This window comes from Niallia sp. NCCP-28, assembly GCF_023168165.1.
Taxonomy (GTDB): domain Bacteria; phylum Bacillota; class Bacilli; order Bacillales; family Cytobacillaceae; genus Niallia.
The window spans coordinates 294964-310783 of the sequence record NZ_BQYJ01000002.1 but is presented as its reverse complement, the minus strand read 5'-3'; the positions used below and the strand labels follow the sequence as shown (position 1 = coordinate 310783).

Sequence of the window (15820 nt, the reverse complement as noted above, 5' to 3'; positions counted from 1 at the left end):
TAAAAAGCTCTTAGAAGAACCTTCTCCCCCATCCGTTAAATGAGTGGTTGGCTAATGTATCTTCTAAAAACTTATATAATCAGTGAAGGGCAAAAGCCCGTTAATTCGTGATAAACTCTAAGTAAATGGACGCCTTGAGCAGTCGGCTGTTAAAATGCAGCATTTTCCTCTTTATTGGTAATAGCCCACTTCGATTAGCACTGCTAATATGTCTTCTTGATATTGATTGATCACGTCTACTATATTCGGCTGATTGGCTATTTTTTAAGCAAGCTTAAATTGTCAACGCTTTCTCGATAAATCAATTGAAAGTTTGAAACATTTAATAATTCCACCTCTTCTGTCCGGACTAACTTTACAATACTCCGTGCTGCAAGCTGTCCTGCCTCCCGATAAAAGAATTTAGCTGTAGTTAAACCAGGATGAATCATTTCCGTAATTTCATAGCCTCCAAATCCTGTGATCGATAAATCCTTTGGTATATTTAATCCTTTTATAGATGCTGCCTTCATCGCACCAAGTGCAATATTATCAGTAGCGCAAACAAGGATGGAAGGCTGAAACGAATCAATAATTTCCGGAACTTTTTCAAGAGCTTCAGCTATATTAAAGCTTGTTTCATAATACCTTACTTCACAGTCTAAAGCAGATTTCATGCTTTTTTTAAATCCTTGTTTTCTCTTCACTCCAACAGCAATATCCTTTTCCGTTACACCTAAGTAGGCGATTTTTTTATGCCCTTTATCCAAAATATATTTTCCCATCTCATATGCTGCATGATAATCATCATGAATTACGCTGTATATATTTTCATGCTGCTGCCCCACTAATAAAACCGGAACATCTATTTTAGAGAATGCTTCTAAATGCATTTCTGTTAGTTCTGCCGCAAGCAGTATAATGCCTGCAACTTTTTGTTTTGCCAATGTATAAATATTTTCTATTTCTGTTTCCAAATGCTGATTGGAGTTAGAAATTAACATTTGATAATTTAGCTCTTTTAATTGTTCGTCAATTCCAATTAATGTTCGAGATGTAGCATAAGAATCCAGCCTTGGAACAATTGTGCCAATTATATTCGTATTTTTTGCTTTTAGACTTTGTGCAAATGCATTAGGAGTATAGCCCGTTTCAGTAATTACTCTCTCAATTTTCTTCTTGGTTGCTTCACTAACAGAGCCATCATTTAAGTAACGGGAAACTGTGCTTTTTGCAACACCTGCAAGTTTTGCGATATCTGCGATTGTTGTCATGATTCCCTCCATAAAATAAATAGTAATTTTATTATACTATATGACCAATTTTTCCGGGAAAAACTTTCACTATAATATCCCTATTAGCATTAAAGGCAAAAAAAGCTTAGTCGAAGAATAAGAATGTCCATAATAATTGCCTGCTTAGTTCAATCAGCCATATATTGCAAAAGAATTCATCCCTACATGTATAGTGGAAGAAAAATCTATAAATAATGATAAATAACAATATAGAGAAAGAAAGGGTTGCGATGAATATTATTCCATTTAATTTACCTATTAAAATAAAGCCCAAAACAAGCAGGATGACGTATGAAATCATTCAGCGTAATCGTTCCCCACAAAAGCCATTGGTTTCTATTATTACACCAATTTTTAATAATGAAAAAACCATCCATCAGACTGTGCAATCTGTGCTGAACCAGTCTATCGGCCATGATTATCTAGAATATATACTTATAGATGATGGCTCAACAGACAGCACTCGCAATATTTTAACAAAGTATGCAAAAGAATTTCCCTCTATCACCCTTGCTTTTCTAAAAAGCAATACAGGAAATCCGGCATTTCCCAGAAACCTTGGTATGAAGTTAGCCACTGCTCCCTATTTAACATTTCTTGATGCTGATGATTGGCTGGAAAAAACAGGTTTGGAAAAACTCTATTCTGTACTGGAAGAAACAGGCGATGATTATGTGGTCGGCAGAACGATTAAAATGGGAATGAAGCAGCCAAAAGTAATGGCAGAGCATGAATCATGCATCGATAGGCGAAGTATATCGCCAATCTCTATTCCTCATATTTTTCATCACTTAGGCCCAAGAGCGAGAATGATTAAATCTAGTATTGTAAAAAAGCATAATCTCGCCTTTCCTGAAATGAAATATGCAGAAGACAAACAGTTTTTTATCGACTATCTTTTACATGCAAAAAAAATCTCTACTACAACTAGCACGATTTATTACTTAAACCGATTGGATGACAATGAGCATTCTTTGACCAAACAAACCAATGTTTTAAAGAAAATGCATTGCAATATGAAAGTAATACATTATTTTCATCAAAAAAAAATCGATCCCCAATTAAAACAAATGGTAATGAACCGGTTATATGAATTTGATTGCTTTAATCAATTTATGCATCGATACTATACCTTAAGAAGCGATGCACCCTCTTATCTTGAAAGAACAAAAGACTTGCTTAAACAGATTGCTTATATACGTACATTTCGCAAAATCTTAAAAACGACTGCAAAGCTTAATGATGATATTGCAAATTATGTTAGCGAGCCAATTAATCATATTTGCTACGAACTCTTTCAAAAAAAACAGTATAAAAAAATAGAAGAACTTTTCAAATGGCATAAAGAAGAAAAAATTAAACAATATGTTATGAAAGCCAATAAACCATATATGATAACTCCACTAATGGAACCTTATCATTTAATTCCAGTTCCAATGTATGCAGAACTTATCGAAGCACACGCATTAGACAATAAATTTTATTTGCATATTAAGATTGCTGGTGATTTTCTAGACACTCCTGCCGAATTGCTCTTCCGTGATCAAAAGAATTTTAATAATGAATTTGTATTTAAACTTCCACCTTATCCAATTGGAGGTTTAGCTGTGGAATTGCCAATCTCTTGGCTGCACGCATTCAATTCTTCCGTTTACAGTGTTTTTTTCCGTTATAGGGAGTACCAAAAAATTCATATTGCGGTGCCCAGTACAAAGATGAAGGCTTCTTGCAAAAATAAGAAAAACTTTTATTTTTATACAACCACTCACCAGCATCTTGCTTTAAAAGTTCAATAATACGGCAGCCCTCTAACTAGAATAGACCTGTACTAAAAACAAATTGTTTGATAGTACAAGTCTATTTTTTTAATCATTTAATATGGACCTCGAATATGTTCTTTCACTTTTTGCTCGTAAAATTCCCGCAGATTCTGCAATTCTTGCTCTGTAAACGGTCTTTCCTCTAGCGCCCGCAAATTTTGCATAATTTGATGTTCATTTTTAAACCCAGGAATAATACAAGAAACCCCCTCTTGATCTAAAATCCATCTTAAAGCAGCAGCAGCCATTGACCCTCTACCCTCTGCAATCCAAAAAAGCTGATTGACCAATTCTCTCCCTTTTGCAAACCCCAAGCCTGCAAAAGTTTCCCCTACATTAAATGCAGCTCCATTTTCATTAAACTTACGATGATCGTCTTCTTCAAATCTATGGTCTTCCCTGAATTTCCCTGTCAACAGTCCGCTTGCCAAAGGAAGCCTGACAAGAATGCCAACCCCATTATTTTTTGCTTCCGGCAGCAGCTTTTCTAATGGTTTTTGACGAAAAACATTGAATATCACTTGTAATGCTTTCACATTTGGATTTTTAAGACACACTAAGCCTTCCTCAACCGATTCAACACTGACGCCATAATTCCGGATTTTTCCTTCCTGCTGCAATCTATCAAGCACTTCAAAAACTTTGCCATCTTTTAAAATTTCAAGTGGCGGACAATGAATCTGGTATAAATCAATTGCCTCTCTATTTAAACGCTTTAAACTATTTTCACAATATGTGCGGACACTGTCATATGAATAATTTTCTTTCGATGCAATATATCCCCTACGGCAGAATTTAGTAGCAATGTGAATTTGATCTTCTTTTCCCTTTGTTGCCTTTGCAAGAAGCTCTTCGCTGTGGCCGTCCCCATACACATCTGCAGTATCAAAAAAATTGACTCCTTCTCCAATCGCCCGGTCTAACGATTTTAATGCTTCTTCATCATTTGTTTTCCCCCAGGCACCGCCAATTGCCCAGGTGCCAAAACTTACTTCGCTAACCTTCATTCCTGTATTCCCTAAATCTCTGTATTTCATCACACACCTCCAGATTAGCTGTACATTTTACTTTCTAAATTGTAGCAATTCATCATTGATTGATTTGGTTTGCTGATAGACTTGTGTATATATTCGGAATAGCTTTTGATATTGTTCTGCATTCTCAGCAACAGGTTCATATGTTTTTACTGCTGAAACAAATTTATCCGCACATTCCTTTAATGACGAAAACCATCCAGCTCCAAATGCAGCTAGCATCGCCGCTCCCATTCCAGGCCCTTGTTCGCTTGAAAGTTTGACAATATTCGCATTAAAAATATCTGCCTGCATTTGCAGCCATGCTTCGTTTTTAGCTCCTCCTCCGATTGATATAATCGTATCAATCTTTTTCCCATTTCCCCTGAAAATTTCAATCGATTCATTTAGTGAAAAGGTTATTCCTTCCAATACAGCTCGAACAAAATCTTTCCTTTTATGGGAAGCATCCATTCCAATAAAGCTGCCGCGAATATTCGCATCCGCATATGGCATTCTTTCACCAGCTAAATATGGTGTAAAAAGAAGCCCATTTGCACCAATTGGAACTAAATCAACATCATTTAATAAATTCTCAAAATTTTCATCCTTTGCAAAAGTATCCTTAAACCAGCTTAAACTGTGGCCTGCAGCCAATGTTACGCCCATCGTATAATAAGCATTTTCTTCTCCATGATTAAAATAATGGACTTTCCCTTGAAAATCTTGATCATTTTTTTCTTCATAAGAAAGAACAACTCCTGATGTACCAATACTGCATAATGTCCTTCCTTCAGACAAAATGCCTGCTCCAATCGCACCGCAGGCATTATCAGCGCCGCCAGCAAAAACTTTTGTCGTTGCTGCTAAGCCTGTTTTACTTGCGATATCAGAGGTAATTTCTCCAACAAAATCATGAGACTCCACTAAAGGAGGACAAATATCTGGCTGTATTCCAAATAAGCTGCAAATTTCATTGCTCCATTTTTTTTCACTTATACTTAAAAGAAGTGTTCCAGCTGCATCTGAATACTCGCTATGTACTTTGCCAGTTAAACAGAAACGAAGATAATCCTTAGGGAGCATAAATACACTTGCTTGTTCAAAAATTTCCGGCTCATATTGTTTTACCCATAAAAGTTTAGGCAATGTAAAGCCTTCTAGTGCCGGATTTTTCGTAATGGCAAGCAATTTCTCTTCTCCAACTGTTTCATAAATTTGCTTGCATTGCTCTGTCGTTCTTGTATCATTCCAAAGAATGGCATTTCTTAATACGTTTTTTCCTTTATCAAGCAGAACAAGTCCATGCATTTGTCCGGAGAAACTAATTCCCTCAATATCTGAAGGACTTCCATTAAAGTTTTCGATCAACTCTGCAAGTCCTTCTATCGTTTTCTCTATCCATTCCTCTGGATTTTGTTCACTATATCCTGATTTTTCATGTAACAATGGATATGCTTTTGATGTTTCAAAAACAACCTCTCCAGTCATATTTACAAGCAAAATTTTCACAGCACTTGTTCCAAGATCAACACCGATTACATACTTCATCATATTCACCCTCTTTTCTTCTATTCAAAAAATGTGCTGGATTTTTTTGCATTTCCAGCACACTTCTATGATTATATTAATTCCAGTTTTTTGTTATACAGACACAGTAGATAATGTTTCCAATAAGTATTGATTCACAATTGCTTTTAACCTTTCTTGTCGACCAGAAACATTTTTGATTTCTCCAAGCTGCAATGCATATTGTTCCAACTTGCGGAAATCTGTTTTTCCTTCTACCACTTCTAAGCCGATTCCTTCTTTAAAGCTGCTGTATCTGTCAGCGATTACATCTTCTAATACTCTGTCTTGCAGAAGTTTATTGGCTACTTTTAGGCCAATTGCAAAAGCATCCATTCCGGCAATATGCGCATGGAAAAGATCTTCTGGTTCAAAAGATGCTCTTCTTACTTTAGCGTCAAAGTTAAGTCCTCCTTTGCCAAGACCGCCGTTTAATAAAATTTCATACATTGCTAGTGTCGTAGAATATAAATCTGTCGGAAATTCATCTGTATCCCAGCCAATTAGTGTATCACCTTGGTTTGCATCTACAGATCCAAGCATTCCATTAATGCGGGCAACTCTTAATTCATGTTCAAATGTATGTCCCGCTAGTGTTGCATGGTTTGCCTCAATATTAAATTTGAAGTAGTCTTGCAAATCATATTTTTGCAAAAATGCAAGTCCTGTCGCAACATCAAAATCATATTGATGTTTTGTTGGCTCTTTTGGTTTTGGCTCAATTAAGAAAGGTACATTAAAGTCAATTTCTTTTGCATAGTCTACAGCCATATGGAAGAAACGAGCTAAATTATCTTGTTCTAATTTCATATCTGTGTTTAATAATGTTTCATATCCTTCACGCCCGCCCCAGAATACATAGTTTTCTGCACCAAGCTCTTTTCCGATTTCCAATCCTTTTTTCACTTTTGCAGCAGCAAAAGCATAAACATCGGCATTATTTGTTGTTGCAGCACCATGGACATATCGTGGATGTGTAAACATATTGGCTGTATTCCAAAGCAGCTTCGTTTTGCTTGTTTTCATATATTCCTTAATCATAGAAACAATTGGATCAAGATTATCATACGTTTCTTTTAATGTATTTCCTTCAGGTGCAATATCAGAATCATGGAAACAGAAGAAAGGTGCATTAAGCTTTTCAAATAATTCAAATGCCGCTTCTACACGAGCTTTGGCTAAATCCAATCCTTGAAAGCGATCCCATGGTCTAACCATTGTTCCTACACCAAATGGATCTGATCCGTCTGCAGTAAATGTATGCCAATAAGCTACAGAAAAACGCAGTGTTTCTTCCATTGTTTTTCCATTAATCAATTCTTCTGGATTGTAGTACTTAAATGAAAATGGATTTTTTGAAGTTGGTCCTTCATACTTGATTTTGTTGATATTTTGGAAATAAGTCATGTGAGTTTCCTCCTACTTAATTAAAATATTTTTCAACTTCCAATTTGTTATCGCTTACAACTTACTGAAAAAAGCTTGTTTTCATTTACTATGTAAATGCTCCTCTCAGCTGCAATTCCTATGAACTTATTATAGCAACACAAACTTTGTTTGTCTAGCGGATAAACAAAGTTTTTTCATAATTTAATAGCTGCCTTAACCGTCGAACAGAAAAGACCTTATGCGCCTTCCATTATTTATATGGCTGGCATAAATGGAACAAATCACTGATTGCTTCTTTTAGGAATATTATTTCGTAAATATACTTTGCTTATAGTTAGCTTCTTTCTAGAAGTAGTTTATATTTTCTTTAAACTTAGTTTATTTACTAGACGAACTAAGTGTATAATAACTATATATTCATTATTAAATTCATTTTTTCGTGATAAAATTAAAATAATAGACAAAAGACAAAAAGGGGTTTAATCATATTATGCATGTTACTTGGAATCAGCAGTTAGTAAAAAAAGAAAATAAATCACTCGTATTGAACTTAATTATTAACCATTCTCCCATTTCCCGCGCTGATATCGCCCAACAATCCGGATTAAATAAGGGAACTGTTTCATCATTAGTTTCTGAACTTCTTGAGGAGCAATTGATCTATGAATCCGGTCCAGGAGAATCTAGTGGAGGGCGGCGTCCTGTCATGCTTTTATTTAATCAAGGGGCCGGCTACTCCATTGGTCTTGACCTTGGCGTAAACTATATACTTGGAGTCTTGACAGATCTTCAAGGAAATGTTGTTTTCAGCAAAAATGAAAAATACAAAAATACTACCTATGAAGAGACTCTTAATCATGTAAAAAAGGTTATTTCTTTTCTAATAAACGCTGCTCCCCCTTCCCCATATGGAATTGTCGGAATTGGAATCGGTGCGCCAGGAATAGTCAATAAAGAAGGGGATGTTTTGCTTGCTCCAAATCTTGGCTGGAAAAATGTGTCCTTAAAAGCAGAGATTGAAGAGGCATTCCATTTGCCTGTTATTATCGAAAATGAGGCAAATGCAGGTGCTTATGGAGAGAAAAAATTTGGAATTGGGCAGCAATTTGATAATCTTATATATGTGAGTGTCGGGATTGGAATTGGTGCAGGAATTATTATCAACGGAGAACTTTATAGTGGGTTTAATGGGCATTCAGGAGAAGTAGGACATATGACAATCGATAAAAACGGAATGCAGTGCCGCTGCGGAAATAAAGGATGCTGGGAACTTTATGCCTCTGAACAATCGCTATTATCCAAAGCAAATGAATTAAAATTAGGAAATAAAGGGGACATTAGTTTAGGAGAGATATTGTCGCTTGCAGAAAAAGAAGAACAGTCTGTCCTTGTATTATTAGAAGAAATCGGCCGAAATCTTGCCTATGGAATTATCAATATTATCCATTCGTTTAATCCTCAGCAAATTATTATAGGAAATCGTCTCGCTGCTGCTAAAAAATGGATTGAACCCCAAGTTCAGGACACAATACAAAAATTCACATTACCTTTCCACCAAACAGACATTAACGTTAATTTTTCAGATTTATCACTTCCTATTTCTGCTTTAGGTGTGTCAGCCTTTTCATCAGAGAATTTTCTTAAGTCCAAACTTCAAGTACAGTAGGAAAAATTAATTATTTTCAAGAAGTTTTCAAATAAAATAAGCTATTTCCTCAAATTTTATTGTTAAAAACAACCAAATTCCAATAGAGGATTCTTAGCAGCCTGACTACATGTACTGTATGCTCCTGCTGGAAGGCAAAGTGTATTCAGGCTGCGTTTAAAAAAGCAGCAAGTTATACAAAAATAGGCAAAATTAAAAAAGGAGTATTCCCACTCCTCTTCTTTAACGAATAAAATTGTGTTTCTATTCTTTCATATAGACTGCATATAAAACAAAAAGCACCAAAGTTTTTTAACTGACATGTTTAAAAAACTTTGGTGCTTTTTTATCTCTTTTGCAGATAATTCTTTGAGCAGTAGATTCGAACTTATCAAAAAAACAAATCATCTAAACAATTAAATACTTTTTTCTACTGCTTGTATTGTAAAGTTGCTGCTTATTTTGTCTTTTCTGCACTCGGATAATGCAATAAGAACCACCTGACATTAGTATGCATGAAATGGAAACAGCAGCAAAAATTGGGATAAGTCCTGGAAAATACAACAGTAAGAAAACAGCAGCTGACAATCCTGCCAAGATTAAAAGCACTATATGGAAGTTCAGCAAGCCCAATAGCAGTGAATATTTTAAGTAGCCGATTATTGTTAGATTATAATGCACATAAACCGGAAATATCAGGATTAAAATAATGAAATGCGAACAGGCAATAAGAAGAAGCGTGGTGGTCATTGCCAATCGGATAACTCCTTCTGTACTTAGCAGGAATTGAAAATCAGCATAAATCAATGCACCCCAAGCCGCCAATATCAGTCCTAATATATTCGATTTTCGGAATTCATCTTTATATACTGTATAGAAAGTTTTCCAAATAGGAATATCAGTTTCCTTCATAAGCCATTTGCGGACAATTGCAAATAATGCTGCTGTAGCAGGCATAAATCCAAAAATAAATAATCCTGCAGCCATAAAAAGAAACCATAATAGATTGATATACGCTAATTTCGCTATCCAATCACATAGTGTAAAAAGTTTTCCCAGTGATTTTCCTACCATGCCTTATCACCTCTTTTTTGCTTCTTTACCATTTGCAAAGTACATAAAGATTGTCCCTGAATTGCCGGAACAACTTTTATATTATGCCCATTTTACCAATGGCTGGACATATAACCCTTTTTTTATATGCTCTATCATTGCTTAATTGGAACACAATATCCTATTTTCTAAATCCATATCAAAGATAGAGCCAGAATCTTTTCTCAACTGGCTTAACCTTTTACCGAACCAGCCGCAATTCCTTCCACAATACGATTGCTCAATGCAATAAAAGCAATTAATATTGGAATAATGCTGATCATTAGCGTCGCCCCAATTGCTCCCCAATCTGTCAAATATTGGCCAACAAAGTTATTCACTCCAACAGTTAACGTTTTCCATTTATCTGAGCTAATAAATGTATTCACAAATACGAATTCATTCCAATTGTAAATCATATTGATAATGACAATGGTTGCCATCACCGGCGTCGTCATCGGGAGTGTGATTTGGAAGAAAATTCGATGGATGGAACAGCCATCCATTACAGCTGCCTCCTCAATTTCCCGTGGAAGCGTTTGATAAAAACCAAGCAAAATCATAATCGTCAGCGGCAAATTAAATGCCGTATAGGATAAGATGATGGAGATTGGATTATCAATTAAATGTAAATTATTAAAAAAGCTAAATAAAGGTATTAAGGTCGAATGCAGAGGAATCATAATACCGACCATAAATAATCCAAGTACTAGTTTACTTGATTTCCAGTACATTCTTGTAATAGCAAATGTAGCTAAACTTGCCAAGATTACAGTTAAGATAACAGCAATTACTGTAATCCATACACTATTGAAAAAATAAAGACTAATATTCCCTTGTGTCCAGACCTTTACATAATTACCCCATTGTGGATCTTTCGGCAAAGCAAATGGCGACAATCCAAATACCTCTTGATTGGTTTTTAATGAAAAGAAAAATAGCCAAATCAATGGATAAATTTGAAATATAGCAATAATCCCCAAAAATAGGTAAAGAATGCCGAATCCCACTCTTTTGCCAAAAGAATTTTTGATTTTAGGCGAAGCAGATAAGGTAGTTTTTGTTTGTTTTTGTGTAACAGTCTCACTCATCTTTATCCCTCCTTTTCTTAAAACTGAACATCTTCTTTAGATACTGTTAATTTTCTAATTACCCATGTCATAACTAGACATATTACTAACAAAGCAAAACCAATGGCGCTTCCATACCCAAAGTTATAAGATTTAAATGCTTCACGATACATAAGTGATGCTATAACTTCACTTGATCCATTAGGTCCGCCGCCAGTCATTACATAAATTAAATCAAAATATTTTAATGAACCGACAATCGCAAGAACAATTGTCACTTTAATTACACCTGATATTAAAGGCAGTTTAATTTTATACGCTATTTGAGCTGAATTGGCGCCATCTATTTTAGCTGCTTCAATAATTTCCTCAGGAACGTTTTTTAATGCAGCATAATAAATAATGATATAAAATCCAGCATACTGCCAAACAATTGGAATAAAGATGGCAAACAGCACTAATTTAGGATCAGCCAGCCAAAGTGGTGTATTTTCTACTCCAAACATTTCAAGAAGCTTATTAAGCATTCCATTTGTCGGATCAAAAATTTTCAGCCAAAGCTGGGCAATTGCAACAGAAGATAATAACATTGGAATTAAATAAATTTTTCTCAGTAAATTGGCTCCTTTAATTTTGCTTGCTAAGATAATAGAGATGATCAAGTAAGCAATTAAACTGATAGTGGAAAATAAAGCTAATAATATAGAATGATACGTACTGGACCAGAACATCTTATCTTTAAGCAAATGGATATAGTTCTCTAATCCGATAAACTTCATTTGTCCTATCCCATCCCAATCCATCAAGCCATAATAGCCTGTTAATACAATTGGAATATAAATCAGAACTAGAATAAGAAGCAACGAAGGAAGTACATATAGAGCAATTGCAAATTTATTGGACATAACGTTTTTCATTCTTCCAAGCTCCTTCCCTTTATTAATAAGAGGGCATATAGAACGCCCCCTTACTAACTTAGTTTTTATTTGTCATCTTCTAAAGCCTGTTCTTGTTTTTTGGTGAATTCCTTAGGTGTTGCTTGACCGCCAAATAATGATTGGATCATATCTAAATGAACTTGGGCAACACTTGAACTCATTTGCACATCAGCATATAGAGTAAGATTTGATGCATTTGCTAAATCATTAAGAATATCAATATACATTTGATCTAGATCCCCATTAGAGGTATCTACAACTGTTGCCGGAATAACTCCAGCATCTTTAACAGAGTTTTTGCCCCATTCTTTTACTAAATAGGCGACGAAATCTTTCGCTTGATCTTTTACCTTGGAGTTTTCTGATACAAATAATCCCACACCAGGTCCACCTACATAGCTGTTGATGTCTCCTTTTCCGCCTTCATATGTAGGAAACTTGAAGTACCCAACTTTATCTTTAAATTCTTGCGTAACATCAGGACTTGTCGTATAATTAGGCAGCTCCCAAGTTGCCATCATATACATAGCTGCCTGCTCATTCATAAAGTATCCTTTTGCTTCATCATTGGACAGTCCATTAAATCCTTTAACGAACGCTTTCATATCCACAAGTTTTTTGATTTCCTCTGCTGCCTTTACTAAGGATGGATCTTCAAAACTGCCTGAACGATTAATTGCATTGGTTAAAGTTTCAGAACCGCCAATTCTATCTGCAAGATACATATACCACATAGAACCTGTCCAACGATCTTTATTTCCTAATGTGATTGGCGTCACGCCTTTATCTACTAACGTTTTAACTACTTTTAAAAATTCATCGTATGTTTGTGGAATTTCTAAATTATACTTCTTAAAAATTTCCTTATTGTAATACACAGGAGTAATATTCAATTCAAGAGGTAGACCATAAGTTTTTCCATCAAAAGCATATGCTTCTGTTGTTCCTGCTACAAATGAATCCTTAAGATTGCTTTCAATTACATCATCTAGCGGCGCCAACATATTTCCTTTAACAAATGGCTCTAAATAGCCGGCTGCCCATGTCACTCCAACATCTGGAAGTTCATTGGAAGCTGACAATACTTTAATTTTGTCCTTGTATTGTTCATTGCCTAAAATCTCTGTTTGAATCTTTACATCTGGATGATCCTTCTCATATTGTTTAATGATATTATTGACAATTGTATACTGTGCCTTTGAACTGCCTTCAGGCCATAAGTGCATAAATTTAACAACTGTTTTATCACCGTTTGAAGCGCTTTCATTATTGGATGAAGTAGAAGAAGAACATCCTGTTAAGGCTAAAACAACAATTAATGCAAGTGATAATATGGATGAAAATACTTTCTTATTAAACAATTTTTGCTACCCCCTTAGCTATTTCATTAATTTTTAATTACAACCAAAGTCTAACATTTAAATAAAGGGCATAAAAGGCTACAACGATTAGAAAAAATACTACTTTTTTTAGAAAACCCTTTCATTTCTGATTTTTTCGGTAAGCACTCGGTGTAACGCCCTCTAATTCTTTAAAAATCTTAATAAAGTATTTTGCTGTTTTATAACCTGATTCCTCCGCAACATCACCTACCGATAAACTTGTAGATATTAGCAAGTTTTTTGCATGCTGAACCCTTCGCCTTGTTATATATTCACTGAAAGTTAGTTTAGCTTGTTCCTTAAATAAAACGCTAAAATAGCTTGGGTTTAAATGAATATGCTCTGCCACTTCTTTTTGTGTCAACTCATACTTCAGGTGGTTATCAATATAAAGCATGGCTTCACGTATAATCCCCCTTGAAGATTGATTCTTCGCATTTGCATCTATTAATTTATCATCCACCACTTTTTCAATTATTCCTGCTCTCTCTTGCTTTTTTTCAATTGCAACAGCATCCTCAACCGCTTCAATCAACTTCTTTTTGCTTATTGGCTTAAGCAAATAATTGATGACTCCTAAACGGATGGATGCTTGAGCATATTCAAATTCAGAATATGCAGAAATCACTATTACAACAGGGGACATATTCTGTTCTTTTATGAGTGTTAACAAGTTTAAACCTGTAATTTGTGGCATACGAATATCTGTTATAAGAATATTGACTTTTTGTTGCTGGATTATTTGAATGGCTTCCTTTCCATTCGCAGCCATCATAATTTCAAATTCACTATTTGCCCATGCCTCCAGCATTTTTTTTATTCCTTGTCTTGATCTTGGTTCATCATCTACAATCAATATTGTTTTCTTATGCATTTACCATTCTCCCCCATCTATTGGAATGTCAAATGAAATCAATGTTCCTTGATTTAACTCACTTTTAATGACAAGACCTTGCTGCTCTTCTTTATAATAAAGCTTAAGCCTTTTATATACATTGGCTATAGCCATTCCTTTGCCGCTTTTGGATGCTATTTTTCCTTTTTCCAGGGAAGCCATAATTTCCTCAAGTTTTTCCTTCTCTATGCCTAAACCATCATCTTGAACGATAATTTTGATGCGGGAAACATCTTTTGCTTCAATTTTAATGGATATCTTACATTGATCTAATTTATTGCCTGCACCATGCAGAACTGAATTTTCTACTAATGGCTGAATCAAAAATTTAGGTATTTTTACATACTCGAACTGAGGAGGAAGGGTGATTTCCCACTTTAGCTGTTCTCCAAAACGCATCTTCATTATTTCCATATAATCATCAATATGTTTAATCTCTTCTTTAATAAAAACCCATTCATCCTCGTTTTGATTCGTTATCGTATAACGAAACAAGTTGGACATCGCTACAACAAGTTCGGCCAACTCTTCCTCATTCTTATCTTCAAGCGCCCAATGCAGCGCATCTAATGTGTTGAAGAGGAAATGGGGATTGATTTGTGCTTGCAAAGCTTTTAATTCACTGCGGCTTCTTATAATTTCCTTTTGATATACCATAGTGATTAAATGATTTGTTTCTTTAACAAGCTGATTGTAGGTGCTGTTTAATTTATTGATTTCATTTACCGATGATACATTAGGATTTAATGACAAGGAACCTTCACTGGCACACTGCATTGTTTTGGTCAGCCTTAAAATAGGCTTTGTAATAATATTTGAAAGAAATAAAGAACTTATAAAATAAATCACTAATCCGATTATTCCAGAAATAAGAATAATCGAGCGCAAAACAGTTATGCCTTCAGTAAGAGCACTGACAGGCGTTAAGATAAGCACACTCCATCCAGTCACATTAGAAGAATGTTTCGTGACCATATAATCCCTTTTATTTATTTGAATAATGGAATCTTGATTATTGACGATTGGAACAATTGAATGCTGATAATTTGAAATGATTGAATTTCCTGATTTATCCAAAAGAATGGAATACTGTGTTGCTTCCTTAGAAAAATCCTGATTGGCAAATTGAAAATAATTATGATAAATGCTAATCAGCAAATATCCTCCATTCGCATAGCTCTGATCCATTAAATTAACTCTTCTGATAGCCAGGAAGTAATTAGAGTCATTAGGATCTTGTCCTATCCAAACAAATTTTCCTTTAGCTTTGTCTGCTTTTTTTATCCAACTTTTATCCAATCGAGGCTGAAGGCTTGCCTCATCAAGGGGCAAAACTCGTTTCTGGTCATGTGCAAAAAGCTGAAAGGAAAAGATGCCATCTGAGTTTGCTGTAATTGTATTTACCGTGCTCATTAGTTCTTGGAGTTCAGAAAATGCCACTGGTTTCTTCTGATATTTTCTTGTAAGCATTTTTTGGACTTTATCATTTGTAGTAACAAGCTTTGATGCCATATTTATTTGTTCATAAAGAGATTCCATTTTGCCGCTTGCCTCAATGGCTACCTGTTGAATTTGCGTTTCCGCATTTTTTTTCAGCAAAGAAGAAACCTGATGAAAAGTAAGTATACTAACTATCACCAATACAATAAACATAACAAACAAAAATACAAATAAAATTTGGTTGCGCAGCGTATTCCACTTTTTTAATAGATTAAGCATCTTTTGTCGCCTTT

Annotated in this window: 12 protein-coding genes; 2 read left to right on the top strand and 10 right to left on the bottom strand. The window is 35.0% G+C overall.

The features are described 5' to 3' along the window. Positions 1–257: 257 nt before the first annotated feature. The gene (locus tag NCCP28_RS06345; protein ID WP_248560560.1) at positions 258–1253 is read right to left on the bottom strand and encodes a LacI family DNA-binding transcriptional regulator; all 996 of its coding nucleotides are present in this window, start codon (positions 1251–1253) and stop codon (positions 258–260) included. A 251-nt stretch (positions 1254–1504) separates the two neighbouring features. Here NCCP28_RS06345 and NCCP28_RS06340 point away from each other — a divergent pair, with 251 nt between their 5' ends. Continuing rightward, complete coding sequence (locus tag NCCP28_RS06340) at positions 1505–3070, top strand: glycosyltransferase family 2 protein (protein WP_248560559.1); 1566 nt, start codon at positions 1505–1507, stop codon at positions 3068–3070. 77 nt (positions 3071–3147) lie between these two features. Here NCCP28_RS06340 and NCCP28_RS06335 read toward each other — a convergent pair whose 3' ends face one another. The 3 genes from NCCP28_RS06335 to xylA form a co-directional block, all read right to left on the bottom strand. Continuing rightward, complete coding sequence (locus NCCP28_RS06335; RefSeq protein ID WP_248560558.1) at positions 3148–4131, bottom strand: aldo/keto reductase; 984 nt, start codon at positions 4129–4131, stop codon at positions 3148–3150. Between the two features lie 27 nt (positions 4132–4158). After that, the gene (gene xylB / locus NCCP28_RS06330) at positions 4159–5658 is read right to left on the bottom strand and encodes a xylulokinase (protein WP_248561108.1); all 1500 of its coding nucleotides are present in this window, start codon (positions 5656–5658) and stop codon (positions 4159–4161) included. Positions 5659–5751: 93 nt separating this feature from the next. Further along, the gene (gene xylA / locus NCCP28_RS06325; protein WP_248560557.1) at positions 5752–7083 is read right to left on the bottom strand and encodes a xylose isomerase; all 1332 of its coding nucleotides are present in this window, start codon (positions 7081–7083) and stop codon (positions 5752–5754) included. A 472-nt stretch (positions 7084–7555) separates the two neighbouring features. Here xylA and NCCP28_RS06320 point away from each other — a divergent pair, with 472 nt between their 5' ends. Beyond that, entirely contained in the window at positions 7556–8731 is a 1176-nt protein-coding gene (locus tag NCCP28_RS06320) for an ROK family transcriptional regulator (RefSeq protein WP_248560556.1), read from the top strand. Positions 8732–9118: 387 nt separating this feature from the next. Here the strand turns inward: NCCP28_RS06320 and NCCP28_RS06315 are convergent, their stop codons facing one another. The 6 genes from NCCP28_RS06315 to NCCP28_RS06290 form a co-directional block, all read right to left on the bottom strand. Then, positions 9119–9784, bottom strand: coding sequence for a YesL family protein (locus NCCP28_RS06315; protein WP_248560555.1), 666 nt, complete (start codon positions 9782–9784; stop codon positions 9119–9121). A 212-nt stretch (positions 9785–9996) separates the two neighbouring features. Next, positions 9997–10893, bottom strand: coding sequence for a carbohydrate ABC transporter permease (locus NCCP28_RS06310; RefSeq protein WP_248560554.1), 897 nt, complete (start codon positions 10891–10893; stop codon positions 9997–9999). 17 nt (positions 10894–10910) lie between these two features. After that, complete coding sequence (locus NCCP28_RS06305; protein ID WP_248560553.1) at positions 10911–11789, bottom strand: carbohydrate ABC transporter permease; 879 nt, start codon at positions 11787–11789, stop codon at positions 10911–10913. A gap of 65 nt (positions 11790–11854) precedes the next feature. Further along, the gene (locus tag NCCP28_RS06300) at positions 11855–13171 is read right to left on the bottom strand and encodes an extracellular solute-binding protein (RefSeq protein WP_248560552.1); all 1317 of its coding nucleotides are present in this window, start codon (positions 13169–13171) and stop codon (positions 11855–11857) included. A gap of 121 nt (positions 13172–13292) precedes the next feature. Beyond that, positions 13293–14066, bottom strand: a complete 774-nt coding sequence (locus tag NCCP28_RS06295) for a response regulator transcription factor (RefSeq protein WP_248560551.1) — start codon at positions 14064–14066, stop codon at positions 13293–13295. Beyond that, on the bottom strand, positions 14067–15806 hold the full coding sequence (locus NCCP28_RS06290) for a sensor histidine kinase (RefSeq protein WP_248560550.1): 1740 nt from the start codon (positions 15804–15806) through the stop codon (positions 14067–14069). It abuts the gene before it with no gap. Between the last annotated feature and the right edge of the window lie 14 nt (positions 15807–15820).